The sequence below is a fragment of the Nitrosomonas eutropha genome (assembly GCF_003201195.1).
In the GTDB taxonomy this organism is placed as follows: Bacteria; Pseudomonadota; Gammaproteobacteria; order Burkholderiales; family Nitrosomonadaceae; genus Nitrosomonas; species Nitrosomonas eutropha.
Map to the genome: position 1 here is coordinate 76133 of NZ_QICQ01000006.1, position 25697 is coordinate 101829.

The 25697-nt window shown below is 45.0% G+C and carries 23 protein-coding genes and 1 pseudogene; 17 read left to right on the forward strand and 7 right to left on the reverse strand.

Annotated features, from left to right (window positions below; all coding sequences use genetic code 11):
* Positions 1 to 54 precede the first annotated feature (54 nt).
* The 5 genes from cysN to C8R14_RS03610 all read left to right on the forward strand — a co-directional run bounded on the left by cysN (position 55) and on the right by C8R14_RS03610 (position 8020).
* Entirely contained in the window at positions 55 to 1338 is a 1284-nt protein-coding gene (gene cysN / locus C8R14_RS03590) for a sulfate adenylyltransferase subunit CysN (protein WP_011634264.1), read from the forward strand.
* 104 nt (positions 1339 to 1442) lie between these two features.
* Positions 1443 to 4994: an FAD-dependent oxidoreductase gene (locus tag C8R14_RS03595; protein ID WP_011634265.1), complete on the forward strand. Its 3552-nt coding sequence runs from the start codon at positions 1443 to 1445 to the stop codon at positions 4992 to 4994.
* Between the two features lie 155 nt (positions 4995 to 5149).
* The gene (locus C8R14_RS03600) at positions 5150 to 6277 is read left to right on the forward strand and encodes a Re/Si-specific NAD(P)(+) transhydrogenase subunit alpha (RefSeq protein ID WP_011634266.1); all 1128 of its coding nucleotides are present in this window, start codon (positions 5150 to 5152) and stop codon (positions 6275 to 6277) included.
* Between the two features lie 54 nt (positions 6278 to 6331).
* On the forward strand, positions 6332 to 6640 hold the full coding sequence (locus C8R14_RS03605; protein WP_011634267.1) for an NAD(P) transhydrogenase subunit alpha part 2: 309 nt from the start codon (positions 6332 to 6334) through the stop codon (positions 6638 to 6640).
* Complete coding sequence (locus C8R14_RS03610; RefSeq protein WP_011634268.1) at positions 6641 to 8020, forward strand: NAD(P)(+) transhydrogenase (Re/Si-specific) subunit beta; 1380 nt, start codon at positions 6641 to 6643, stop codon at positions 8018 to 8020.
* A 21-nt stretch (positions 8021 to 8041) separates the two neighbouring features.
* Here the strand turns inward: C8R14_RS03610 and C8R14_RS03615 are convergent, their stop codons facing one another.
* The 4 genes from C8R14_RS03615 to C8R14_RS14000 all read right to left on the reverse strand — a co-directional run bounded on the left by C8R14_RS03615 (position 8042) and on the right by C8R14_RS14000 (position 11460).
* Positions 8042 to 8701: a tetratricopeptide repeat protein gene (locus C8R14_RS03615; RefSeq protein WP_242500229.1), complete on the reverse strand. Its 660-nt coding sequence runs from the start codon at positions 8699 to 8701 to the stop codon at positions 8042 to 8044.
* A 432-nt stretch (positions 8702 to 9133) separates the two neighbouring features.
* Positions 9134 to 9598, reverse strand: coding sequence for a bacterioferritin (bfr, locus tag C8R14_RS03620; RefSeq protein ID WP_011634270.1), 465 nt, complete (start codon positions 9596 to 9598; stop codon positions 9134 to 9136).
* Positions 9599 to 9651: 53 nt separating this feature from the next.
* Entirely contained in the window at positions 9652 to 9852 is a 201-nt protein-coding gene (locus tag C8R14_RS03625) for a (2Fe-2S)-binding protein (RefSeq protein WP_011634271.1), read from the reverse strand.
* Between the two features lie 1443 nt (positions 9853 to 11295).
* Positions 11296 to 11460: a hypothetical protein gene (locus C8R14_RS14000; protein ID WP_242500230.1), complete on the reverse strand. Its 165-nt coding sequence runs from the start codon at positions 11458 to 11460 to the stop codon at positions 11296 to 11298.
* Between the two features lie 8 nt (positions 11461 to 11468).
* On the opposite strand from C8R14_RS14000, the gene C8R14_RS03630 reads away from it, so the two are divergent.
* The gene (locus C8R14_RS03630) at positions 11469 to 12407 is read left to right on the forward strand and encodes a hypothetical protein (protein WP_242500246.1); all 939 of its coding nucleotides are present in this window, start codon (positions 11469 to 11471) and stop codon (positions 12405 to 12407) included.
* A gap of 11 nt (positions 12408 to 12418) precedes the next feature.
* A complete protein-coding gene (locus C8R14_RS03635; protein ID WP_242500231.1) occupies positions 12419 to 13984 on the forward strand; it encodes a sensor domain-containing phosphodiesterase in 1566 nt (521 codons plus the stop codon).
* 16 nt (positions 13985 to 14000) lie between these two features.
* Here C8R14_RS03635 and C8R14_RS03640 read toward each other — a convergent pair whose 3' ends face one another.
* Genes C8R14_RS03640 through purE form a run of 3 tightly spaced genes read right to left on the reverse strand, consistent with a single transcriptional unit; the run spans position 14001 to position 16544 of the window.
* On the reverse strand, positions 14001 to 14888 hold the full coding sequence (locus C8R14_RS03640) for a phosphoribosylaminoimidazolesuccinocarboxamide synthase (protein ID WP_011634275.1): 888 nt from the start codon (positions 14886 to 14888) through the stop codon (positions 14001 to 14003).
* A 37-nt stretch (positions 14889 to 14925) separates the two neighbouring features.
* Positions 14926 to 16056 (reverse strand): 5-(carboxyamino)imidazole ribonucleotide synthase, encoded by a 1131-nt coding sequence (locus C8R14_RS03645; RefSeq protein WP_011634276.1) that lies wholly within the window; start codon positions 16054 to 16056, stop codon positions 14926 to 14928.
* A complete protein-coding gene (purE, locus tag C8R14_RS03650; protein WP_207204487.1) occupies positions 16047 to 16544 on the reverse strand; it encodes a 5-(carboxyamino)imidazole ribonucleotide mutase in 498 nt (165 codons plus the stop codon). Before purE ends, C8R14_RS03645 begins: the two co-directional genes overlap by 10 nt.
* Before the next feature lie 176 nt (positions 16545 to 16720).
* On the opposite strand from purE, the gene C8R14_RS03655 reads away from it, so the two are divergent.
* From C8R14_RS03655 to C8R14_RS03700, 10 genes and pseudogenes are all read left to right on the forward strand, one after another.
* A complete protein-coding gene (locus C8R14_RS03655; protein WP_011634278.1) occupies positions 16721 to 17155 on the forward strand; it encodes an ExbD/TolR family protein in 435 nt (144 codons plus the stop codon).
* 70 nt (positions 17156 to 17225) lie between these two features.
* Positions 17226 to 17864, forward strand: a complete 639-nt coding sequence (locus C8R14_RS03660; protein WP_011634279.1) for a superoxide dismutase — start codon at positions 17226 to 17228, stop codon at positions 17862 to 17864.
* Between the two features lie 9 nt (positions 17865 to 17873).
* Positions 17874 to 18524, forward strand: a complete 651-nt coding sequence (hisG, locus tag C8R14_RS03665; protein ID WP_011634280.1) for an ATP phosphoribosyltransferase — start codon at positions 17874 to 17876, stop codon at positions 18522 to 18524.
* Positions 18525 to 18545: 21 nt separating this feature from the next.
* Positions 18546 to 19844, forward strand: coding sequence for a histidinol dehydrogenase (gene hisD / locus C8R14_RS03670; protein WP_011634281.1), 1299 nt, complete (start codon positions 18546 to 18548; stop codon positions 19842 to 19844).
* Between the two features lie 63 nt (positions 19845 to 19907).
* Complete coding sequence (locus tag C8R14_RS03675; RefSeq protein WP_011634282.1) at positions 19908 to 21083, forward strand: FAD-dependent monooxygenase; 1176 nt, start codon at positions 19908 to 19910, stop codon at positions 21081 to 21083.
* A 163-nt stretch (positions 21084 to 21246) separates the two neighbouring features.
* On the forward strand, positions 21247 to 22260 hold the full coding sequence (dusB, locus tag C8R14_RS03680) for a tRNA dihydrouridine synthase DusB (RefSeq protein ID WP_011634283.1): 1014 nt from the start codon (positions 21247 to 21249) through the stop codon (positions 22258 to 22260).
* Positions 22257 to 22499: a helix-turn-helix domain-containing protein gene (locus C8R14_RS03685; RefSeq protein WP_011634284.1), complete on the forward strand. Its 243-nt coding sequence runs from the start codon at positions 22257 to 22259 to the stop codon at positions 22497 to 22499. Before dusB ends, C8R14_RS03685 begins: the two co-directional genes overlap by 4 nt.
* Positions 22500 to 22508: 9 nt before the next feature.
* Positions 22509 to 24071 (forward strand): bifunctional phosphoribosylaminoimidazolecarboxamide formyltransferase/IMP cyclohydrolase, encoded by a 1563-nt coding sequence (gene purH / locus C8R14_RS03690; RefSeq protein ID WP_011634285.1) that lies wholly within the window; start codon positions 22509 to 22511, stop codon positions 24069 to 24071.
* Positions 24072 to 24134: 63 nt separating this feature from the next.
* Complete coding sequence (purD, locus tag C8R14_RS03695; protein WP_011634286.1) at positions 24135 to 25433, forward strand: phosphoribosylamine--glycine ligase; 1299 nt, start codon at positions 24135 to 24137, stop codon at positions 25431 to 25433.
* A gap of 104 nt (positions 25434 to 25537) precedes the next feature.
* A pseudogene (locus tag C8R14_RS03700) lies at positions 25538 to 25697 on the forward strand (IS481 family transposase); the annotation flags it as partial.

The window sequence follows — 25697 nt, forward strand, 5'->3', positions numbered from 1 at the left end:
GTTCTGAAATAACACCCGGTTTTAATTTCTTATCTTCATAGGTTTTTCTAGGACATGGCTGCTGTTGAAAATATTGAACCCGATCATGCCGAGCTGCTGCGATTTATTAGTGCAGGCAGTGTAGATGATGGTAAAAGCACGCTGATAGGTCGTTTGCTGCATGATTCAAAATCCATCTTCGAAGATCAGTTGAGTGCTGTTACCAGAACCTCTAACAAACGCGGGATGGAAAAAATTGATCTCTCGCTTTTTACTGACGGATTGCAAGCAGAGCGGGAGCAGGGAATCACTATTGATGTGGCGTATCGTTATTTCAATACACCCAAGCGCAAGTTTATTATTGCGGACACACCAGGCCATGAGCAATATACGCGTAATATGGTAACGGGTGCTTCTACTGCCAATCTTGCAATTGTTCTTATCGATGCGCGCAAGGGAGTTTTGACACAATCCCGGCGGCACGCCTACCTTGCCAGTCTGGTTGGCATTCCTCATCTGGTTGTGGCAATTAATAAAATGGATCTGGTTGGCTATTCCCAGGAAATCTTCAAGCAGATTTGTGCTGAATTTGCTGTGTTTTTACAAGGGCTGGGGTTTCGTTCCATTGAATATATACCAATATCTGCGCTACTTGGAGATATGGTCGTGGAACGTGGTGACAACCTTGACTGGTATTCGGGCAAGCCATTATTGGATTATCTGGAATCCATTAATATAGAACACGATATCAACGTACTGGATTTTCGCTTTCCGGTACAGTGGGTATGTCGTCCGCAAACGGAAGAAATGCATGATTTCCGTGGGTATACGGGTCGAATCGAATCCGGAACAATACGCGTGGGGGATGCAGTAACAGTATTACCATCCGGATTAACATCCCGCATCAAAGAAATTCTTTTATATAACGACAGTTTTGAAACCGCTTTTGCGCCACAATCCGTCATCTTGACCATTGAAGATCATCTGGATATCTCGCGCGGAGATATGCTAATCAATGGTGGAGAGCCGCCTCAAATTACCAGGGAGTTTGATGCCATGCTCTGCTGGTTATCCGAACAAGCATTTGACCCCAATCGTAAATATATTATCAAGCATACCACTCGTATCGTTAAAGGATTAATCACCCGAATTGACTATCGGGTTGATATAAATACAATGCATCAAGAGCCAGTTAACATTTTGACAATGAATGATATTGCTAGAATTGGAATGAAGGTACAGCAACCACTCGTCATTGATGCATATGCCAAAAATCGGGGAACTGGTTGTTTTATTCTGATTGATGAAGTCAGCAATAATACTGTGGCAGCCGGCATGATTTGTATCCGAGAAAGCTGATTACATTTTCCAAACCGAAAATTATTCCGATCAATAAATACCTGCCATCTGTTTATTCCTATTTTTGTATTAGAAAAATATCCTGGATATTTGACTAAAAATATATGATTGATTCTCAATCAATGCACAATTATTCCTCAATAATGCCTGACCCCAGGCTTGTCCTTGAATTTGGCATGTCCTTTCCGGAACTGTATGAACGAGCTGGCCTGGTTAAACTGGATCAGATATTCCTGAGTTTTCTTGGAGAAGGTGATCCCAGATTATGTGATCGGCTGATTCAGGCACGAAAGCATCCAGGGCAACTGTCACCCAAGGATGAATCCGCTTTGCTGATTGAAGTGGCTCCCTGGCTGGAAGACTTTGTTGCGATATTGTTTGGCATTAAAAGTGAGGTTAACACCTTAGCTGCGCGACATCATGAACTGGCCCCCCTTTATTTCTGTAAACGTCAGTTTGTACAGCGGCGTGCCAAAACCAAGGTGAGTGATGAGATATTGCAAACACTGAATGGCCTGGAGCTGGAACGAAAGTTGGTGGAAGAATTTGGCCAGCCTTTTTCGGAGCTTATTTTTGCATCTCATGTTGCTCACTGGATGACGGATGAAGCAAATTATTCGGTACAGCTTGAGCTTGCGTTGCATTATGCCGCTTGGGCGTTGCGTACATCTGCAGGGCAAGTGCATACTCATCAGGGTATTTTATTCAAATCTCCACGTAAACTGGATCCGAAACATCTGCTGTCATTGGAGAGTGATGATTGCAATGGATATATGATGCACCGTCTTGATCATGTTCGGTATCGTGAAGGTTTTTCACTGACAGATCATGGAACCGATTTGACAGGCGCTCTGGATGAGGCGAACTATTGTATCTGGTGTCACGAACAAGGCAAGGATTCCTGTTCAAAAGGATTCTTGCAAAAATCAAAAGAAATTCCAGAAGTAAAAACCTTTAAAAGAAATGATCTGGGGGTGTTACTTGCCGGCTGTCCGCTGGAAGAGCGTATTTCAGAATTTCACAAGCTTAAAACCCAGGGGGTTGCGATTGGCAGTTTGGCCATGATCGTGCTGGACAATCCGATGTGTGCAGGAACCGGGCACCGTATCTGTAACGATTGCATGAAATCATGCATTTATCAGAAACAGGATCCCGTCAATATTCCCCAGGCTGAAACACGCACACTTAAGGATGTACTCGAATTACCTTGGGGATTTGAGATTTACAGCTTGCTAACGCGCTGGAATCCGCTTAATTTGCACAGACCCTATCCCAAAGCGGCAACAGGCAAGAAAGTGCTGGTGGTTGGTATGGGGCCGGCAGGCTACACATTGTCACATCATCTTATGAATGATGGCCATACCGTAGTGGGTGTGGATGGATTAAAAATAGAGCCTTTATCAGCCAATATCTCTGGAATAGATATAAAAGGCGAGCGTAATTCTTTTATGCCGATTTACGATGTCAAGCAGTTAAGCGAAGATCTAGATGAACGATTGCCTGCCGGGTTTGGTGGTGTAGCTGAATATGGTATTACAGTACGTTGGGATAAGAATTTCCTTAAACTGATCCGTTTATTACTGGAACGTCGTTCGGAATTTGCTCTTTTCGGTGGTGTGCGCTTTGGAGGCACGCTGACTGTCGATGATGCATGGCAGCTAGGATTTGATCATATTGCACTAGCAGCAGGCGCTGGACGTCCAACTATTTTGAATATACCCAACGGATTAGCTCGAGGCGTGCGAGCTGCATCTGACTTCCTGATGGCGCTTCAGCTAACGGGAGCTGCCCAGAGCAATTCTATCGCCAACATGCAGTTGCGTTTACCGGTGGTCGTGATAGGGGGTGGATTGACAGCAATCGATGCTGCAACAGAAGCGCTGGCTTATTACCCCATTCAGGTAGAAAAATTCCTGAAGCGCTATGAAATATTGGCAGCAGTACAAGGAGAGGCTGTAATACGCGCTAGTTGGGACATTGAAGAGTGTGAAATTGCTGAAGAATTTATGAGTCACGCACGAGCTATCCGTAATGAGAAAGCTCAGGCGGGACAGGAAAATCGCGAACCTCGTGTTGCGGCATTGCTGCAATCCTGGGGTGGCGCTATAGTTGCTTATCGAAAACGATTGATCGACAGTCCTTCCTATACGCTGAATCATGAAGAAGTAGAGAAAGCGTTGGAGGAGGGTATCTATTTTGCCGAAGGCCTGACTCCATTGAGGATTGATATTGATCAATGGGAGCATGTTCAATCTATCTGTTTTGTTGTTCAGGCAGTGGATGAGGAGGGTAATTGGTATAAAGTGAGGGAGGTAGTTCAACCTGCTCGAACAATATTGGTGGCAGCTGGAACCCAGCCGAATACTGTTCTGGCACGTGAAGACTCACAGTATTTCAAACTGAATGGACACTATTTTGCTTCTTATGATGAACAAGGTCAGCCTGTAGATGTCATTAAAGGTAATCCCAAGCCTGAGACGCCCGCGGTATTATTGAGCCACTCTAGTGATGGACGTTTCATCAGTTTCTTTGGTGACCTGCATCCATCTTATTCAGGTAATGTGGTTAAAGCAATGTCCAGTGCCAAACAAGGGTATCCAGTGGTCAGCCGAGTGCTTGCTCAGATTGATCCCGTATCAGTACAAACCGCTTCTCAATTTTTCATTGAAATTGGAGATGAGTTGCGCGCTACCGTGCATAAGGTGGAACGCCTGACACCAAACATCATAGAAGTTGTCGTTCATGCACCTTTGGCTGCTCGTCATTTTCGCCCTGGGCAATTTTATCGTTTTCAAAATTATGCTTTATTTGCAAGAAGTTCTGAGCAAACCCGTTTGGCTATGGAAGGAATTGCCCTTACAGGCGCTTCAGTTGATACCTCGAAAGGTTTGGTATCATTGATCGCACTGGAAATGGGTGGATCTGCAAATTTGTGCTCGTTACTTCAACCTGGTGAGCCGGTTATTTTGATGGGTCCAACCGGAACACCAACGGAAATTGAATCCAATGAAACTGTTATATTGGTTGGTGGCGGGCTAGGTAATGCAGTATTGTTCTCGATTGGTGCTGCTGCCCGGGTTGCTGGTTGTAAAGTATTGTATTTTGCAGGCTACAAAAAATTGGCTGACCGCTACAAAGTGGCAGAAATAGAAGCGGCAGCCGATACCATTGTTTGGTGCAGCGACGAATCACCAGGATTCCAACCTTCTCGTCCAGGCGATTTGAGTTATGTGGGTAATATTGTGCAGGCAATGGTTGCTTATGCCAATGGTGAGCTGGGTCACACACCGATTTCCATGCAGGCTGCCGACCGTATTATAGCAATCGGCTCCGATCGCATGATGGCAGCAGTTGCTGCTGCACGGCATCAGCAACTGGCACCTTATCTTAAAGCCGGACACTTTGCAGTGGGATCGATTAATTCCCCGATGCAGTGCATGATGAAGGAAATCTGCGCGCAATGCCTGCAACCTCAAAAGAATCCCGAGACAGGCGAGATTTCATACGTTTTTTCCTGCTTTAATCAAGATCAGCCATTGGATCTGGTCGATTTCGGTGGATTAGCTTCACGTTTGCGCCTGAATAGTGTGCAGGAAAAACTGACAAGTCACTGGATTGGACATTGTTTGCAACACAGTAATAATCATGCATCTTAGTCAGATATCATGAATGTGAATGCTGCCAAAATAAATCTGTTTTAAATTGATTTAGAATTTGGTATTAAATTGAATGAGTGTGATGGATTTTGCTGTGGTTGTCAGTACGACAATTTTTGATTAATGAATTAATAAAATAACAAGGGAGAACATCCATGCACATAGGCATACCTGCCGAAACGCGTGCAGGAGAAACACGCGTGGCGGCTACGCCAGAAACCGTCAAGAAATTGGTTGCCAAGGGACTGCATACTGTTCTGGTGCAGGCAGGAGCGGGCATAAACGCCAGCATCCCTGATTCCGCATACCAGGAAGCAGGTGCAGTAATCGTCTCCGGTGCTTCGCAGTTATATGAGCAATCCCAGATCATACTGAAGGTTCGGGGCCCTGAAGCCAGCGAACTGGTTCATATGAAAAAAGATGCGATACTGATTGGTTTGCTTGCACCTCATCTTGCAGAAGAAATTGAGATAGTAGCCCGGCATGGTGTCACTGCATTCGCGATGGAAAAACTACCCCGTATATCACGGGCCCAAAGTATGGATGTGCTGTCTTCTCAGGCCAATATTGGTGGTTACAAAGCAGTTATTCTGGCTGCTAATGTATACCAGAGATTTTTTCCCATGCTGATGACGGCAGCCGGTACGGTTAAAGCCGCACGTATGTTGATTCTAGGAGCTGGTGTGGCTGGGTTGCAGGCGATTGCAACAGCCAAACGCTTGGGTGCAGTGATTGAAGCATTTGATGTGAGGCCAGCAGTCAAAGAGCAGGTAGAAAGCTTGGGAGCTAAGTTTGTGGAAGTTCCATTGACGGATGAGGAAAAAGCTAAAGCAGAGACTGCTGGCGGATACGCGGCTGAAATGTCGGAGGATTACAAGCGTCGGCAGAGCAATCTGATTCATGAACGTGCCGCTGCTGCAGATATTATCATTACAACTGCTTTGATTCCGGGTCGCCCGGCTCCCATCCTGATTAGTGAAGAAACAGTCAAGGCGATGAAGCCCGGCTCGGTAATAGTGGATATGGCCGTTGAAGCAGGTGGAAATTGTCCGTTATCAGAGCTTGGCAAAACTGTAGTTAAACACGGCGTGCATTTGGTTGGCATAGCAAATCTCCCAGGATTGGTGGCGACAGACGCCAGTGCGTTATATGCACGTAATCTGTTAAATTTCCTAAATCTAATATTGGATACACAGACTGGCGAGCTTAAAATAGATCGCGAAGACGAGATTGTCAAAGGAAGCCTGGTCTGTACGGCTGGAGAAATTATAGGTAAATCATAAAAGTCGGTTGTATTGTTTACACATAAAATTTATGAATCTCTATGAGGAAAACACATGATTGGAGAAATTGATCCAACGATCATTAACCTGACAGTATTTGTCCTGGCAGTTTTTGTTGGCTACCATGTGGTGTGGAATGTGACACCTGCTCTTCATACCCCCTTGATGTCAGTAACAAATGCAATTTCCAGTATCATTCTGGTCGGAGCAATGTTGGCAGCGGGCTCAGCTGAAGCGGACTGGGGGGCGTGGTTAGGGGCTGCAGCCGTGGTCTTGGCATCCATCAATGTATTCGGTGGATTTCTCGTTACCCAGCGTATGCTGGAAATGTTTAAGAAAAAAGATAAAAAAGGACAAGCCTAAATGTCTGTTAACTTCATCGCGCTGGCCTATCTGGTAGCGGCTGTATTTTTTATTCTTTCACTCAAGGGATTAAGTTCGCCCACTGCTGCACGTCGTGGCAATCTACTTGGTATGTTGGGGATGGGTATTGCTGTAAGTACAACCCTGACCATTACTGGAAACTGGGTGCTGATTTTAAGCTGTATTGCTGTGGGTGCAATCATCGGTTCAATTGTGGCGCAGCGTATTCAGATGACTGCAATGCCTGAACTCATTGCGTTCATGCATTCGCTTGTTGGACTTGCTGCGGTATTTATTGCAATTGCCGCTGTCAATAATCCGGTTTCATTCGGTTTGCCGGAAATATTACCTGCTGGTAATAAACTTGAGCTTTTTCTGGGGACTTTCATCGGTGCCATGACATGGTCTGGATCCGTTATTGCTTTCCTTAAGTTATCCGGGCGCATGAGTGGCGCACCGATTATCTTTAGTGGCCAGCATATGGTTAATTTGTTGCTGGCAATTGTCATGATCAGTTTTGGCTTATGGTTTTTCTTTAGCGAAACAACGAACTGGACTGCATTTTCTACAATGACAGCGGTTGCCTTCCTGTTGGGTTTTCTCATTATTATTCCAATCGGTGGTGCAGACATGCCGGTTGTGATTTCCATGTTGAACTCATATTCGGGATGGGCTGCAGCAGGAATTGGTTTTTCGCTTGGGAATCCGATGTTGATTATCGCCGGATCTCTGGTAGGTAGCTCTGGCGCAATTCTCTCTTACATTATGTGTAAGGCCATGAACCGACCATTTCTTTCTGTGATTCTTGGTGGTTTTGGCAGTGATGGAGGAAGCCAGAGTACTAGCGATGGGGCACAGAAAACCTACCGTAGCGGTAGTGCAGATGATGCTGCATTTTTGTTGGGGAATTCGGACAGTGTTATTATCATTCCCGGATATGGACTGGCCGTGGCACGTGCTCAGCATGCCGTTAAAGAATTAGCATTGGCACTGCATAAAAAAGGAATCAATATTCGTTTTGCCATTCATCCTGTCGCAGGTCGTATGCCTGGCCATATGAATGTACTGCTTGCAGAGGCTGAGATTCCCTATGAGATGGTTCAGGAAATGGAAGAGATCAACAGTGATTTTCCGAATACCGATGTCGTACTGGTATTAGGCGCAAATGACGTAGTCAATCCGGCAGCAAATGTTCCAGGAAGTCCTATTTACGGAATGCCAATCCTGGAGGCATATAAGGCACGTACAGTAATGGTTGTCAAACGCAGTATGGCTGCTGGCTATGCGGGCTTGGACAATGATCTCTTTTATATGGATAAGACCATGATGGTATTTGGTGATGCCAAGAAAGTCGTGGAAGATATGGTTAAAGCACTTTAATTAAGTCGTAGTGTTATTACTCTAATAGCCCGATAGCTGTTTCTCAGATTTATTTCTGGAATCCAGCCACTCTCGGGCTGTTTTTTGTGCTGATGTAAGTTGTACTCTACTGAGTGAACGCATGGCTTTATCGCGTGCCAATGCTGCCTGCTCTATACCAGCTGCAGCAGCCAGATTGAACCATACATAACTTTTTTCACTATCCATTTCTACGCCTTGGCCAATTTGATAAAGCAGGCCGAGTTCATACTGCGCAAGAGGATGATTTTGTTCGGCAGCCAATATGAACCATTTTGAAGCTTCAGAGAAGTCTTGAAGTGTTCCTTTACCAGTCAGATATAGTAAACCTAGTTGATATTGGGCGTCAGCGCTGCCTTTTCTGGCTTTTTCAAGGAAAAGGCTAATCGTATAGAATCGATTGTCACTGAGGTTTGGTACAGAATGAGATTCTTCACTTCTGATCGATTCAAGATTAATTTTCTCTCCGCGCGCAATTGCCTCAGATAGCGTTGGTTTCGTTGATGCAATAACTGATGGAGATTGAGGAGAACTTCGAAGTAATTCTGCAGAAGACGCTTGTGGTTGAGATTGCAGGTCATTTCTTATGGATTCGTCAGTAGAAAACCCAATCCAGATTAATGTTCCCAGCAAAAATATACTACCGACACTTATTGCAGCCACAAAACAAGTATCATTATTTCGACCCCAGAAGCGTGCCTTGCAGTCACGACAGCGATAGGGAGAAAGTAATAAGTTTGAAGGAGTACGCTCACCTGGCCTGAAACGGGATTTATGCGTCCGGTTACTACCACACTGAGTACAATTAATAGTCATAATACTAAGTACTAAGTTAGAAATACAGATATTAATAAAATAGCAAGTTAGACTTGTATTCTATCAGCACATTTCTAATTTTGATCAGTAATAGACAATATGCAGACGATTGCATACAGAAGCAGCACTGGCTGAATCTAACTGGTTAGATTGGATCCAGCCACATATTCTTACCCTGATACAGGAGGTGTGTTGCTTCCGACTCTCGATGCCTTGTTGTTCTCAGTTATAAAACAACCCTGCAGACGCATATTTGACGGCAGGCCAGATGACAAGCTATTAAATCTGGCTCTGCAGCCAGTTCTGAAGGCCAATATTTTGAATTACGTCTTGCTGTGTTTCCAGCCAGTCGATATGCTCTTCTGTATCTTCCAGAATTTCTTTAAAAATTTCACGTGAGACATAATCCTGTGCTGTTTCACAAGCGGCTATCGCACTTATGAGAGTTTCCCGACCTGCACGCTCCAGCTCAAGATCACAAGTGATACATTCTTGTGCATTTTCACCGATCATTAATTTCCCAAGTTCTTGTAAATTAGGCAAGCCCTCAAGAAAAAGAATGCGTTCAATTAATTGATCCGCATGCTTCATTTCTTCAATAGATTCTTGGTATTCATACTCACCGAGCTTGTTAAATCCCCAGTTTTTATACATGCGAGCATGAAGAAAATATTGATTGATAGCAGTCAATTCGAGCTGTAGCTGACGATTTAACCAGCGAATTATATCGGCATTACCTTTCATGATTTTCTCTCTCCGGATGATTAGCCTGCAAGCTTTAGTAAGTCAAAAGGACTTCAGGAGGGTCTTGCAGTAGTTTGTTGAGAAAGCTCCTGGTTCAATACCTTATCCAAGGTTACCTTGGCGTGGCAAGCACAAATACCACATTGACCGGTAACGCCCAAGCAGCTCCTTAGATCACGCATCCTTACGGCACCTTGTTTTACGGCCTCGTGAATGTCGCGTTCAGTTATTCCCTTACATACGCAAATATACATGAAAGATAACTTTTGTCGAATAATTTTCAGAAAACACGGGGTATACTCAATTGATTACAGTTGCAACAACCCTAATCAGTAATGAGAATAATTCTTAAAATTATATTCATCTTTGAAAATTTTGCAACTGGTAATTTTTAATCTCCCTGCATAACTGTTCCTATTGGTCAAAGAACCCTTAAAATGGAGAGATATAAATATCTGATCAAATTTGCAAGATGTGGATGAGTTTTGAGTTGATCGAGTTGGCACGTCGTTTGAAGCAAGATAGAGCATTGATGAAGATTGATAGGTTGGTTGACTGAAAACAGCTATGGTCGGGTTTAGGTGGTTTATATAAATGTAAATGGGATCAATCACCGCCAGTAGCGGGCAAGAATCATTTGATACCCTGATGATGCTTAAATGTTGGGCATGAGAAAAAGTTATCCAGGCGCACACTGTTGACCTTTTCGACTGTGGACTGTGGTGTACATGTTTAAAATGGGCTACCAATGGTGAGTGTTTCCCGGTGACTACCCGAAATAGGAAACGGTTTACGCGTATTCTCCAAATGGAAAAAACCTGACGTCGATGGCATCTGTGACAACCGCGGACATTACCGACCGCAAGGGCGCTATTGCTACATTGACGCCAGGCACACACTGACTGTCCAGCGTATTGAGCATCTTTGCGGATTCTGGCTACACAGCTCAACCACCTATCGAGGTAGTCAGGTTGTGTTTAGGTGAGGTGATCACGGTGCAGATTGCCAGGAGAAGTGAACCGCACACTTTTGCGGTCATTCTCAGGTGCTGGATTGTGGAATAAACTTTTTCAGGGCTGGAAAAATACCGGCGATTATGGAAGAACTGCGAGCGCAAACTCAACAGCCTGCAATTTATCCACTGGGCACTTTTAGCGCTATTGCCCCAGAAGAGCATCAACAGGTTCTCATGACGTTTCCATAACCACTGGTTGCCCAGGCTTACAAAAACAAATCACTTTCAGCCCGACAAAAACTGGCGAGCAAACGCATCAGCAAAAAACGCCAAATATCGTTGATCGGTGTGGCATTGCCAAACGCTTATCCGGAATGAAGCATGCCAGCTACTTCAGCACGATAAAAATCAACACCCATATCATCATGAAATGTATTGGTATGAATCTGAAAAAAGTAGCCAACAAAATTTTTATTAATGATCCATCAGCAGGAAAAACCTGTCCTGTTACAGCATAAAGGGGGGATCCCCTGAAAAATGAGGAAGACTTCTCTTTTTCCCAGAATCAATCGGCAAAAACCACTTCAGCCAAATCTCTTTCCCCGCTCTTCTGTAGAATTTCAGGGGTATGCAGGGATCTTTTATATATTTGTGTAAAAATGTTGGCTACTCTGTAACGGGGGTAGTAAAACTTTACTGCCAGGAGTGTGCGAGCAGCAAATAACATAGGGCGATGTGATTTTTATGATTTTTCATCGATAAATTGCTTTTGCTCAGTGAGCATAGCTTCAATGATGCTTTTATATTTATTTCTAATTTTGTATGAATCTACATTTATGTATTCCCGCCTTATTCTGGCCAGATAATTCGCAAGTAGATATTTACCGTCACCTGGAATTGCCGGCATTGGAAACAATGCTTGCAAAAAGCTTCTGTACTGAAGATCCAGGACACTCCGTAGAATCTTGGCTATGCGAGGTTTTTAATGTACAAAAACAGCATGACTGGCCCGTTGCTCCCATAGTGCTGCAGTTGGATAGAGGATGTGCTGAATTTAGAGATAATTATTGGTTACGCGTTGACCCAGTTCATCTCCGGATTAAAAACAACCATATACTTTTGGGCGATAACCACATTTTGAATATTTCCCTAAAGGAGGCAATTTCATTTACCGATAGTATTAATGAGCTAATTTCAGATGATGGTTTGACCCTGCTGCCCCTTCATTCTGACCGCTGGTATCTGCAGTGTAGTGAAATACCTGAGCTGCGAACATTTCTCTTGAGTGAGGTGGTTGGTCAAAATATAAATAATCTTCTACCTCACGGGAATGATAGTTCGATCTGGAACAGCAGAATCAATGAAATACAAATGCTTTTATATGAGCATCCGTTAAATCAGATAAGAGAAGCCCAGGGAGATCTGGTGGTCAATAGTGTATGGGCATGGGGAGGGGGCGTTATGCCCCAAAAAGTGCATACACCCTATACCAGAATTTGGAGCAATCACATCCTTGTTTCTGCTCTGGCAGAAATGGGAAAAATTGCGTGTCATAATTTGCCGGAAGATACCGGCGAGTTACTGCGATACTCTGATGATTCAGGTGAACAATTGGTATTTCTGGATAATCTCCATAAATACGCCAATTACAGGGATGCATTCAATTGGAGAAATGAATTGATGAAAATTGAGCAGAGCTGGTTCGCTCCATTACTTCAGGCACTGAAAAAAAAGCAAATAACACAGTTAAAGCTTACAGCTATCAGTGAACATTCAACCAGAAGTTTCACGTTGACACCTGGTAGCTTTTGGAAATTTTGGGCTTCAGTACGTCCGTTTGGATCTTATAGTTAGTTGTGGTCAGTTTGGGGAAATTAAATTTTTTTAACGAGACTTTCCTCATAGCTATGTATATCCACTCAAAAATCAATACGATTAAACCTTTTTTGCCGACGGCTGTAACAATGGTTGTTGCCGGTTTATTGATCGCGCTGGATTATTCCATGCTCTCTATCGAGCCACATATCATTGTAGGGCTATGGGTAATTCTGGTAACAGCAATCCTGATTACAATTATTCAGATTGTGCATGCTGAAAAAATATTTTCAATACAATTTGCACAGTTGACTGCTCAAAAAGAACGTCTTGCCAATGAAATAAAATATCGAATCTGGGCCGAAAAAACTTCTTCGGAGAATAAAGCCAAGCTACAAATTGTAGATGAGAATTTTCCGGTCATGCTAGCTTACTTTAATCCGGAGCAGCAATGCCGCTATCACAATCGGGCTTTTCGTCAATGGTTTGGATTAAGGTCTGAACAAATAGAAAATCGATTTTTGCATGAGTTTCTCAGTGGATCATTTTATACCCATATCAAGCATGAAGTCGGACGCGTATTATCTGGCGAAACGGTGCAAGGTCAACAAATTCAGAAACTTATAAATCAATCTGCCTGTTTGGTTACCGCCCATTTAATACCGCATTTCGATTCTGGCGGAAAGGTAATCGGGTTTTATACTCTTTATACGCCTCGGTTTATGAAGAAAGATGGGCTGTCTCTGGAGAGTTTTAAAGAAAAATCTGTATCTGAGAATGAGCAATCGTGGAAAAGAAAGCTTACCCAACACTCAGGTGGAGATGCAACACATCAACCGGCACGAGTATCTATAGACTCATCCAGCCGTATTATCCTGGCTATTGAGCAAGAGGAGTTCCGTCTTTTTTGTCAGAGAATACTGCCGGTTAAACCTGGTCAGAATGCTACAACCTACTACGAAATCCTTATTCGTATGGCAGAGGAAGAGTCTAATCTTATTCCCCCAGGCGCGTTTCTCCCGCTTGTCGAAAAACACAACCTGATGCCGCGTCTGGACGGATGGGTCGTGAAGAAAATTATCCAATACCTTTCAAAAAAGAATGTTAGTACTGAAATTTCATTTTGTATAAATTTATCTAACAGCACACTTAAGGATCCGGCGTTTGCTGATCACGTTCAAGATCTCCTGAAGAACGCCAAAGTACCGCCTGATAAATTATGTTTTGAAATAGAAGCATTTGATGTTATAGCTAATTTGCAAAATACAGTACTATTCGTAAAGAAAATGCAGCAATTAGGGTGCCTGGTTTCATTATGCAGCTTCAATCATGACCGTACATCATTTGATTTGCTGAAGCACATCAGGGCAGATTTTTTGAAGATAGATGGCAGCATAGTTTGCAACATTTTACGGGATGCGGAAGATCTGAAAAAAATTGAAAATATCAACAAATTTGCGCGTGCTCTGAAGATCGGGACAATAGGAGAGCTGGTAGAAACACAAGCTATTCTGGAAAAACTCGCAGAAATTGGGATCGATTATGCTCAAGGATTTGCTGTCGGGCAGCCGCATCCGATTGAAACCATAAGTCGCTCCACTATCAACTTACCATGAGTTGCAAGTATATTAATTACTGTGCCAACACTTGATATGCTTCCTGATATTTTTCTACTGTTTGCATGAGAATTTCAGCCGGGATAGCAGGAGCAGGTGGGGTTTTGTTCCAGCCAGTTTGTTCCAGCCAGTCGCGAATAAACTGTTTGTCATAACTGGGTGGGGTTTTACCAGGCTGATAGCCTTCAGCAGGCCAGAAACGAGAGGAGTCCGGGGTTAGTGCTTCATCGATCAGGTAAAGCTGATCGTTATCATCCAGGCCAAATTCAAACTTGGTATCAGCGATAATGATATTTCGTGTCAATGCATAGTCAGCTGCAGCACTGTAAAGCGCAATTGCATATTTGCTGACAACTGAAGCAAGCGGTGCTCCCAATATTTGTTCACAAGAAGCATATGAAATATTCTCATCATGTGATCCTGCTTCTGCCTTAGTTGATGGTGTAAAAATTGCACCATCAGGAATTTTGTCAGCCTCTCGTAACCCCTCAGGCAGGGTAACGCCACAAATGGTGCCGCTGTGCTGATAATCTCTCCAGCCAGAACCAGAAATATAACCGCGTACAATTGCCTCGACAGGGAGTGGCTTCAATTTTTTAACAACAAAAGCGCGGTCTGTAACCTGATCTCGCTCTCCAGGCAGAATAACGGATTCAGGTGGTATGTCGGTAAGGTGGTTGGGGATAATGTGAGCTAGTTTCTCGAACCAGAAACGGGAAATTTTTGTCAGAATCTTACCTTTTTCCGGGATCGGGGTTGGTAATATTACATCAAAAGCAGAAATGCGATCTGTCTGTATAATCAGTAGGTTATTTTCATCTACCACATAAATATCCCGTACCTTTCCCCGGTGTAGCAGGGGGAGGCTTGTTATATTGGTTTCAAACAGCGTCGCAGTTGTCATAGTTGATTGATGGGGAGCTTATTTCTGGTGTGTTGTATTAGGATTGAAGATCATGCCTGATATGCTGAGCTTGCAGAAAAGCTTCTTCAGTTGAGTCTGCTAGTACAGTGAAATGCCCCATTTTCCTGCCTGGTTTTGCTTCACGTTTACCGTACAAATGCAGCTTGGCTTGTGAGTGACGTAATATCTGGTCCCAGGCAGGTTCATCATTTTGCCATAGGTCCCCGAGTATATTAATCATTACAGCAGCCTGTACCTGTTTTGTGCTGCCGTGTGGAAGCCCACACAATACGCGAACTTGTTGCTCAAATTGTGAGGTGATACAGGCATCAAGCGAATAATGTCCGCTGTTGTGCGGACGTGGTGCAATTTCATTAACCAGAACCTGATCATTATTCAGAACAAAGAATTCTACACACAGAACGCCAATATAATTCAGCCTTATAGCCACTTGTCTGGCAATTTCACAAGCTTCTTCAATAATCTTGTCAGATAACCCGGCTGGTACAATGCTTGTATCAAGGATACCTTTCACATGCCTGTTTTCCGGGACAGGAAAGAAAGTAATGCGATTGTGATTATCGCGAGCAAGGATAACGGAAATTTCATGGGCAAGCGGTAATCGTTTTTCCAGTACGCAGGGCCTGCTTCCCAAATCAGCAAATCGTTCCGGCAAAATATCCGTGTTTTCAATTTGAATTTGTCCCTTACCATCATAACCAAATTGACTGATTTTAAGTATACAGGGGAATAAGGATGCATCAATTTTCCGGGATATATCTTTTTCGCTACGAATAGCGACGAAAGGCACAACTGGAAAACCGTTTTCCATAAGAAATTGTTTCTCAAGGATACGGTTTTGTGCGATTGAGACACTTTCGGCATTAGGGCTGACTATGCAGCGTTGCGCCAGATAGCGTAGTGCCTGAGCGGGGACATTTTCAAATTCGATGGTGACCGCGGCACAAGTCGATCCTAATTCATCCAGCGCCCGATAATCCAGATAATCTGCTTGCAGATGGCGTTCGGCAATGTTCGCGGCAGGACTTTCTGCGGCCGGATCAAGTACAGTTACCCGGTAACCCATTTGTTGTGCTGCCATGGTAAACATTCTTCCCAGTTGACCGCCACCCAGCATGCCCAGCATGGTGCCTGGTCTTATATACATGATTCAGGGAGAGTCATTGCAGCAACGGAATCCGCCTGATCCTTGCGAAACTGATCAAGTTTCTCGGCCAACACGGTATCTTTCCCGGCCAGCATGGCAACAGCAAACAGCGCAGCATTCACCGCCCCGGCTTCGCCGATAGCGAAAGTGGCAACCGGTATCCCTTTGGGCATTTGTACAATGGATAGGAGTGAATCAATACCCTGTAAGTGTTTTGAAGTGACTGGAACACCAAGAACGGGCAGTGTGGTTTTGGCAGCAATCATCCCTGGCAGGTGAGCTGCACCACCTGCACCGGCGATAATACATTTGATTCCACGGTCACGAGCCGTCTCGGCATAATCAAACATCCTGTCGGGTGTGCGGTGCGCTGAGACAATTATAGTTTCGTGCGGGATAGAGAATTTCTTCAAAATATTTGCAGCATGCTGCATGATATGCCAATCGCTGCTGCTGCCCATTACAACACTGATTACTGGACGATCCACTTGAAAGACCTTTACAAAAATCCGGAATAACTCGAAATACACCTAGGCATGGTGAAAGTGGCAATAATAAACTAGAATAGCTTGTCAGCCTGCAAGTTTTAAGAGCAAATCCCGTTTGCTGTATAAGCCCAGCAGGGCAGATTCAGCAGTTTTACTGGCTTAATACTCAAAGTCTAATGAATTTTCAGCGAGGACAGAAAAGAGAAGAACCTGAGATCAATCTCGTTCCTATGATTGATGTGCTAGTGGTAATCCTCATTTTTCTGGTAATTACTACTACCTATTCAAAATTTTCGGAGCTGGAAATAACGTTGCCACAAGCGGCTGTTGTTGAAGAAGATCACGTATCGGATGCTCCAAGGATGATAGATATATCGGTCAGTGTTGCGGGAGACTATACGATTAACCATAGTCCAATAAAATTTACCAGCATTGAAAGTTTGCGAGATGCTTTGCGATCAGCTGCCCATAACCAGGACAACCCGATCATCGTAATCAGTGCGGATGCAAAAGCTACCCATCAGTCAGTTATCACGATTATGGAGGCTGCAAGAACAGCTGGATACAACCAGGTGACTTTCGCTACAGAGGTTACAGGTGCCGGCCAATAATATTTTTATTAACAATATCAATCGTATGATTTCATTATTCAAATTTTTATTCAGAAATAAAGGAGAGAAAATGAGTACCAGTCTGGATAATTTTTCAAAAGCAGCACAATCGGGTGATACATATGTGTTGCCCCCTCTTCCTTATGCAGATAATGCGCTTGAACCAGTTATTTCTGCACATACATTAAGTTTTCATTACGGCAAGCACCATAAAGGCTATGTAGATAATCTGAATAAACTCGTTATGGGCACTCCATTTGCCGGACAATCACTGGAACAGATTATTATGGCCACAGCTGGCCATGCTGATAAAATCGGGATTTTCAATAATGCAGCTCAGGTCTGGAACCACATGTTTTACTGGAACAGCCTCAGCCCTAATGGAGGCGGTGAACCACCGGCGGCATTAAAACAAAAAATTGAAGAAGCGTTTGGCAGTGTGGAAGCCTTTAAACAGGAATTTGCCACGGCCGCAATTACACAATTTGGTAGTGGCTGGGCCTGGCTCGCGCAAGAGGGAACAAAGTTAACTATTATTAAGACAAGTAACGCTGACTCGCCTTTGACGCGTAGCATTCGCCCTCTGTTGACGATTGATGTATGGGAGCATGCTTACTATTTGGATTTCCAGAATCGTCGACCTGATTATGTCAATACAGTAATTGATAAATTGATTAATTGGGAATTTGCTGCGGCGAATCTCGCATAACGACTATTGATGCCGGATATCACCATAGCTCTTTCCAAGGGGCGAATCTTTGAGGATACTATTCCGTTTCTGGAAGCTGCCGGCATTATCCCGCAGGATGATCCGGATACTTCCCGTAAACTGATCATTGAGACCAACCGTCCCGATGTCAGACTCGTTATGGTGCGGGCTACAGATGTGCCAACCTATGTACAGTATGGCGCTGCTGATTTGGGCGTGGCCGGGAAAGATGTGCTGCTGGAGCATGATGGAGTCGGGTTGTATCAGCCCCTGGATCTAAAAATCGCCCGCTGTCATATGATGGTTGCAGTGCGAGACGGCTATGATTATGCTTCGGCAGTTTTTCAGGGCGCGCGCTTGCGTGTGGCTACCAAATATGTAAAAACCGCGCGCAGCCATTTTGCTGCAAAAGGGATGCATGTCGATCTGATCAAATTATATGGTTCAATGGAGCTTGCCCCGCTTGTTGACTTGGCGGATGCAATTGTTGATCTGGTTTCGACTGGCGGAACACTCAAAGCAAATCGTTTGCAAGCCGTCGAGGAAATTATGCCAATCTCAGCTCGCCTGATTGTAAATCAGGCGGCGCTGAAGCTGAAAAATCCCACAATACAACCTTTGTTAGAAGCGTTTAATGCAGCAATCCCCGCAAATGTGTAGTCCTCTCAACTCTTAATTACTATGATTCAAATCAGGCGGCTGTCGTCCTCAGATATTGATTTCCAAGAAGAACTTAGATCACTATTGAGTTTTGAGATATCTCTTGATGACGAGATTGATCGGACAGTGATTCATATCCTGAATCAGATCAGGAAATACGGAGATGAAGCGTTACTTGAGCTGACACGCCGGTTTGATAATCTAGATATAACTCGGATTGATCAGGTTGAATTACCTCGGAATCAATGGCAATCTGCTCTGGAAGCCTTGAGTCGTGATCAACGCGAGGCCCTGGAACAGGCTGCTTCCCATATACATCTCTACCATGAAAAACAGCTAGCCCAGTCATGGGATTATGTTGAGCCAGACGGCACACGACTGGGACAGAAAATTACTGCGCTGGATCGTGTCGGGCTCTATGTGCCCGGTGGTAAGGCAGCCTACCCATCATCAGTGCTGATGAACGCAATTCCTGCCCGGGTAGCCGGTGTCAATGAACTGATTATGGTAACCCCAACACCAGGAGGAGAAAAAAATCCGCTGGTACTGGCGGCAGCTGCAATCTGCGAAGTAGATCGTGTTTTCACTATTGGGGGGGCACAGGCAATTGCTGCCTTGGCTTATGGCACGGCAACCATTCCGAAAGTAGATAAAATTGTTGGTCCGGGCAATGCCTATGTGGCAACGGCAAAGCGGCATGTATTCGGGGAGGTTGGAATTGATATGCTGGCAGGGCCATCGGAAATTCTGGTTATTTGCGACGGAAAGACCGACCCTGACTGGATTGCGATGGATCTGTTTTCGCAGGCAGAACATGACGAGCAGGCACAATCAATTCTGCTTTGCCCAGATGAAACTTTTTTGGATACAGTAGCAAAAAGTATGGCCAGATTAATCAATACACTGCCACGCCGGGAGGTTATTCGTACCTCATTGGAAAATCGTGGTGCATTGATCAAAGTGCGTGATCTGGAGGAAGCCTGTCTGATTGCAAACCGGATTGCACCTGAACATTTGGAGTTATCCGTTGATCAGCCAGAACAATGGGTAGACAGTATTCGGCACGCTGGCGCAATTTTCCTTGGGCGATATACCTGTGAGGCACTGGGAGATTATTGTGCTGGCCCCAACCATGTACTTCCCACTTCCGGTACGGCTCGTTTTTCCTCTCCACTGGGTGTTTATGATTTCCAGAAGCGTACCAGCCTGATTCAAGTTTCAGCCGAGGGAGCATCCAGGTTAGGCAAGATTGCATCTATTCTGGCAAAGGGGGAGGGGCTTGAGGCACACGCCAGATCTGCTGAGTTCCGTTATCGATAGATCACAAGTCCAAATGTCTGTGATCAATCTGTCTGCATGATTCTATTGCTTATATGAACGGTCATGATTGATCAGCAATTCGATATTGTCATTGTTGGAGGCGGTCCGGTTGGAATGGCCCTGGCATTAGCATTGCGTGAACATAAGCTCTCGATTTTGCTGCTTGAAGCACGTGAGTTACCAGAAGAAGTGGACGATCCGCGACCGCTAGCTCTTTCATATGGTAGCCGTTTAATTCTGCAACACCTGGGTATTTGGAAAAATCTGACACAACCTACGCCAATTACCACAATTCATATTTCGAATTTCGGTCATTTTGGCCATACCGTGCTTACGCCTGATGATGCAGGAGTTCCAGCACTGGGCTATGTGGTCAATTATCATAACCTTTACCATACCATGGGTCGATCCGTGCGAGATTATGGTGTCGTATACCGAACAAATGCGCTGGTTACGACCATACAGACAGGTCAACAACAAGCCCGGATAACATACCGGCAAAATGAGACAGAAAAACAGATTCAAGCCAAATTACTGGTGCTGGCGGATGGTGGAAAACTTGCGGAGCAGATTGATGGCATCCGTTATCGTGTTCATGATTACCGGCATACGGCGATTGTGGCTAACGTCAAAACCGAATCGTCCCGACCAGGAACAGCTTTTGAACGTTTTACCCTGAACGGGCCATTGGCTCTGCTGCCATCTGGCGATAAATATGCGTTGGTATGGACAATGCCGACTGCCGAAGCAAAAAAAATACTGAGGCTTGATGACAGACTGTTTCTGCTGCATTTACACGAACAATTTGGAGATCGTCTGGGTAATTTTATTCACGCAGGTAAGCGATCAAGTTTCCCACTGATACTCAAACATGCGTCAACAATTATCGGCCATCGGTCAGTAATAATAGGCAATGCTGCACAAACACTCCATCCGGTTGCCGGGCAGGGTTTTAATCTTGGATTGAGAGACGCATGGGAGCTGGCCAGTGAAATTAGTCACATCCCTTCTGGTGCGCCTGGTGAGCCAGGATCAAGCAGAATGCTGTCTGTCTATAGCAAACGGCGCCAGCGTGACAAGCATATGGGCAGAGTGTTTACGGATTCCCTGATAAAACTGTTTACAGCCGATTTGCCACTGATACAAACTTGCAACGGAATAGGATTGACTGTTCTGGATTGTCTGCCGCCCGCAAAACGCCTGGTTGCACGGCAAATGATATTCGGTACAAAAAACTGATTACTAGAATAAGCGAAACACGCTGGTGTGCTATAAAAATCTGATAATCCAGTTCCGGATTAAAATTTGGATCTGATTTTTCAATAATTTTCATTAACAGCCAAAACCAGCTAGCAGCTATGGAATTTTTCTTCTGACGTTTTTAACCTGGTTTTACCTGTTTATGCAAATTGGTTCCTATACGCTTAAAAATAAATTGATTGTTGCCCCCATGGCAGGAGTGACAGATCGACCTTTCCGACAATTGTGCAAGCGGATGGGCGCTGCGATGGCGGTGTCTGAAATGATTTCCAGTAACTCCCTGTTATATGGCTCTGAAAAAACCCTGCGCCGTGCTCGTCATGAAGGAGAGGTGAAACCAGTTTCGGTACAGATTGCAGGCGCTGATCCAGCCATGATGGCACAAGCTGCGCGCCACAACGCGGATCATGGTGCCGAAATCATTGATATCAACATGGGGTGTCCAGCCAAAAAAATATGCAATGTCATGGCAGGATCAGCTCTGCTGAAAGATGAAGATCTGGTCAGCAAAATTCTTGGGGCAGTCGTGCAGGCTGTGGATATTCCAGTCACCCTGAAAATCAGAACCGGCTGGGATACGCAGCATAAAAATGCAGTTGCAGTTGCCCGAATTGCTGAAAGTGCAGGTATCCAAGCACTGGCTATACACGGGCGTACACGTGCTTGTGCCTATCGGGGGCAGGCTGAGTATGACACTATCGCGACCGTCAAAGCAGCCATCAATATTCCTGTGATTGCCAATGGCGATATCAATACACCGGAGAAAGCTAGAGAAGTACTTGAATACACGGGAGTGGATGCTGTCATGATAGGTCGTGCTGCCCAGGGTAGACCTTGGATTTTTCGGGAAATCAATCATTATCTGGCAACAGGCAATTTTTTACCTTTACCTGAAGTAGCTGAAATCCATCGTGTTTTGATTGACCATCTGCAAGAGCTTTATCAGTTCTACGGTGAATATTCAGGCGTGCGAATCGCCCGCAAACATATCTCCTGGTATACCCGTGGGTTGGCAGGTTCTGCTGTTTTTCGCCATGCCATGAACCGGCTTGCATCGGTTGAGGAACAATTGGCAGCCACCCATCAGTTTTTCCATGAGCAGGCTGATCGGAGCCAAACACTTACCTATATTGACGAAGAGATCCTTGAGGCATGACTGTTATTAATGAAAATGAAATTGCACTCTGTGTTCGTAAAGCAGTAGAGGCTTACTTTCGTGATCTGGAGGGTGAAAAACCATGCCCTATTTATGAAATAGTGATACGTAGTGTAGAAAAACCATTAATAGAAGTTGCCATGCATCATGCACAAGGCAATCAAAGCAAGGCGGCTGAACTACTTGGCATCAATCGTAATACCTTGCGTAACCGGCTAACCAAACATCAGATCGGATAATTTTTTCAAATGAGTATTAAACAAGCACTCATCAGTGTTTCAGACAAAACAGGCGTGGTTGAGCTGGCCTCGGCTCTGCATCAACTCGATATTATGATTCTTTCAACCGGCGGGACTGCAAAATTGCTGCAGGAAGCGAGTATTCCCGTCATAGAAGTGAGCGACTATACTGGCTTCCCTGAAATGCTGGATGGACGGGTTAAGACGCTGCATCCCAAGGTACACGCAGGGATCCTTGCCAGGATGGATTTGCCTGCACATCAGCAGGCAATGGCACAGGCACAGATTCCAGCGATTGATCTGATAGTGGTTAATCTGTATCCGTTTACCAGTACAATCGCCCGGCAAGACTGTACAGTTGAAGAGGCAATCGAGAACATTGATATCGGTGGTCCTACTATGATCCGGGCAGCTGCCAAGAATTTTCAGCGGGTTACCGTTGTGACCGACCCGCAGGATTATGAACCACTACTGGAACAAATACGATCAAATAATGGATCAGTTGATCATGATTATCGTTTCAAGTTAGCGCAAAAGGCTTTTTCGCATACTGCACGCTACGATGGGGCAATCAGCAATTATTTGACGGCACTGGAATCCTCAACCGGCCAGCGCAAACCATTTCCGGATCAATTCAATCTCAGTTTCACATTAACGCAATCTTTGCGTTATGGAGAAAATCCTCATCAGCAGGCAGCGTTTTATCGTGATGCAGCAGATATAACAGGCAGTCTGGCAGACTATAACCAGCTCCAGGGGAAGGCACTGTCCTATAACAATATTGCTGATACCGATGCGGCATTAGCATGTGTCAGAACTTTCGATAAACCCGCCTGCGTTATCATTAAGCATGCCAATCCTTGTGGCGTCGCCATTGCTGATAATCCGCTTGCTGCTTACAAGAAAGCATTTACTACCGACCCGGTATCAGCCTTTGGCGGCATTATCGCGATTAATCGCGCAGTCGAAGCTGATCTGGCTAAAGCAGTGTTGCAACAATTTGTGGAAGTGATTATTGCACCGGAATTCAGCATGGAAGCCAGACAACTTCTGGCAGGAAAATCCAATATTCGGGTACTGACCGTTTCATTGGGCGCGCATGGCAATCTGTATGATCTGAAGCGTGTGGATGGTGGTTTACTGGTTCAAACACCGGACGATCTTAATCTCACGGCTAATCAGTTACGAGTGGTGACACAAGTAAAGCCAACGGATGCACAAATTGAGGATTGCCTATTTGCATGGCGAGTGGCAAAGTTTGTCAAATCCAACACCATTGTATTTTGTAGCAATGGCCAAACACTTGGCATTGGTGCCGGACAGATGAGTCGGGTGGACAGTGCCCGTATTGCTTCAATTAAGGCAGAACAGGTTCATCTTGATTTGCATGGATCTGTCGTTGCATCGGATGCATTTTTTCCGTTTCGGGATGGCCTGGATGTGCTCGCCCAGGCAGGTGCCAAGGCTGTCATCCAACCAGGTGGCAGTATTCGCGATGAAGAGGTCATTGCTGCTGCCAACGAACAAGGGATAGCCATGATCTTTACTGGTGTCAGACATTTCAGACATTAGCAGATTACGTTTCTTTTTTGCTTCCCGTCAACTTGTACCCTTAAATTCTATTCAGATAGTCAGATGAAATTACTTGTGGTCGGCAGTGGCGGCAGAGAGCATGCTCTGGCATGGAAACTGGCTCAATCTCCATTGGTCAAGAAGGTTTTTGTCGCACCTGGCAATGCCGGAACAGCACTGGAAGCCAGATTGGAAAATGTTCCGGTAACTTCTATTTCTGATTTGCTGGCATTTGCCCGGCAGGAAAAAATTGATTTGACTATAGTAGGTCCAGAAGCGCCATTGACGGATGGTATCGTTGATATCTTTCAGGCTGCGGGGCTGAAAATATTCGGCCCAACCCAAAATGCCGCACAGCTGGAAGGCTCCAAAAGCTTTGCCAAAGCATTCATGCTTGGCCATGGTATTCCAACCGCTGCCGGTGAAACATTTAGCGATGCTGCTGCTGCCCATCACTATCTCGATCAGCATATTTTGCCTGTTGTCATCAAGGCTGACGGGTTGGCAGCCGGCAAGGGTGTGATTGTCGCGCAGACATGGGATGAAGCACATGCAGCTGTCGATTCCATGCTGGTAGATAATAAATTAGGGGCTGCAGGGGCACATATCTTGATCGAAGAATATCTGGAAGGGGAGGAAGCCAGCTTTATTGTCTTGTCGGATGGACAGAATGTTGTGCCTCTGGCTACCAGTCAGGACCACAAGCGTTTGTTGGATAATGATAAAGGGCCAAACACGGGTGGCATGGGTGCCTATTCTCCGGCATCGGTTATTACTCCTGGCCTGCATGAAAAAATAATGCGGGAAGTCATCATGCCCGTGATCGAAGGGATGGCACAACAATCACAACCTTATACCGGATTTCTTTATGCGGGATTGATGATTTCATCTCAGGGTGATATCAGAGTGCTAGAATTTAACTGTCGCTTAGGTGATCCGGAAACCCAAGCCATCATGCTGCGACTGAAAACTGATTTATTTTCTTTGCTGGATCATGCGATCAATGGCACACTGGATAAAGTCAATGTTGAGTGGGATCCTAGAGTTGCATTATGTGTCGTGATGGCGGCACAAGGCTATCCTGATAGCCCACGGAAAAATGATGTTATTCACGGCTTGGATGTAATGATGGCGAATCAGGATGCGGATGATAAATTTCATATTTTTCATGCCGGAACTACTGCAAGTAGCGGAAATCCAGAGAAAATCCTGACTGCCGGGGGACGGGTGCTGGGAGTGACTGCTTTAGGTGAAGACATCCAGCAGGCACGGGCGCGCGCTTATGCCATTGCAAAGAGCATTCATTTCGATGGCTGTCAGATGCGCCGGGATATTGGGTATAGGGGATTAAGAAATGAATGATACAACAACAAAATTGTTGCTGGCCGCATCGTTTGCGTTGCTGCTATCTGTTTAGTCCCACGGTGTGCCGGTGTAACATATAACCAGCTACGGAGGGATGATTTATGGGACAGATATTACACGGAAGCGCCCGCACGACAGTGGCGGTGCGTCGAGCGATACAAAATAGTCAAGAGAGTCTGAATGTTCTGGCCAAGCGGCATGGGATTAATCCAAAAACGGTAGCGAAGTGGCGGAAGCGGGAATTCACCCACGATGCACCGA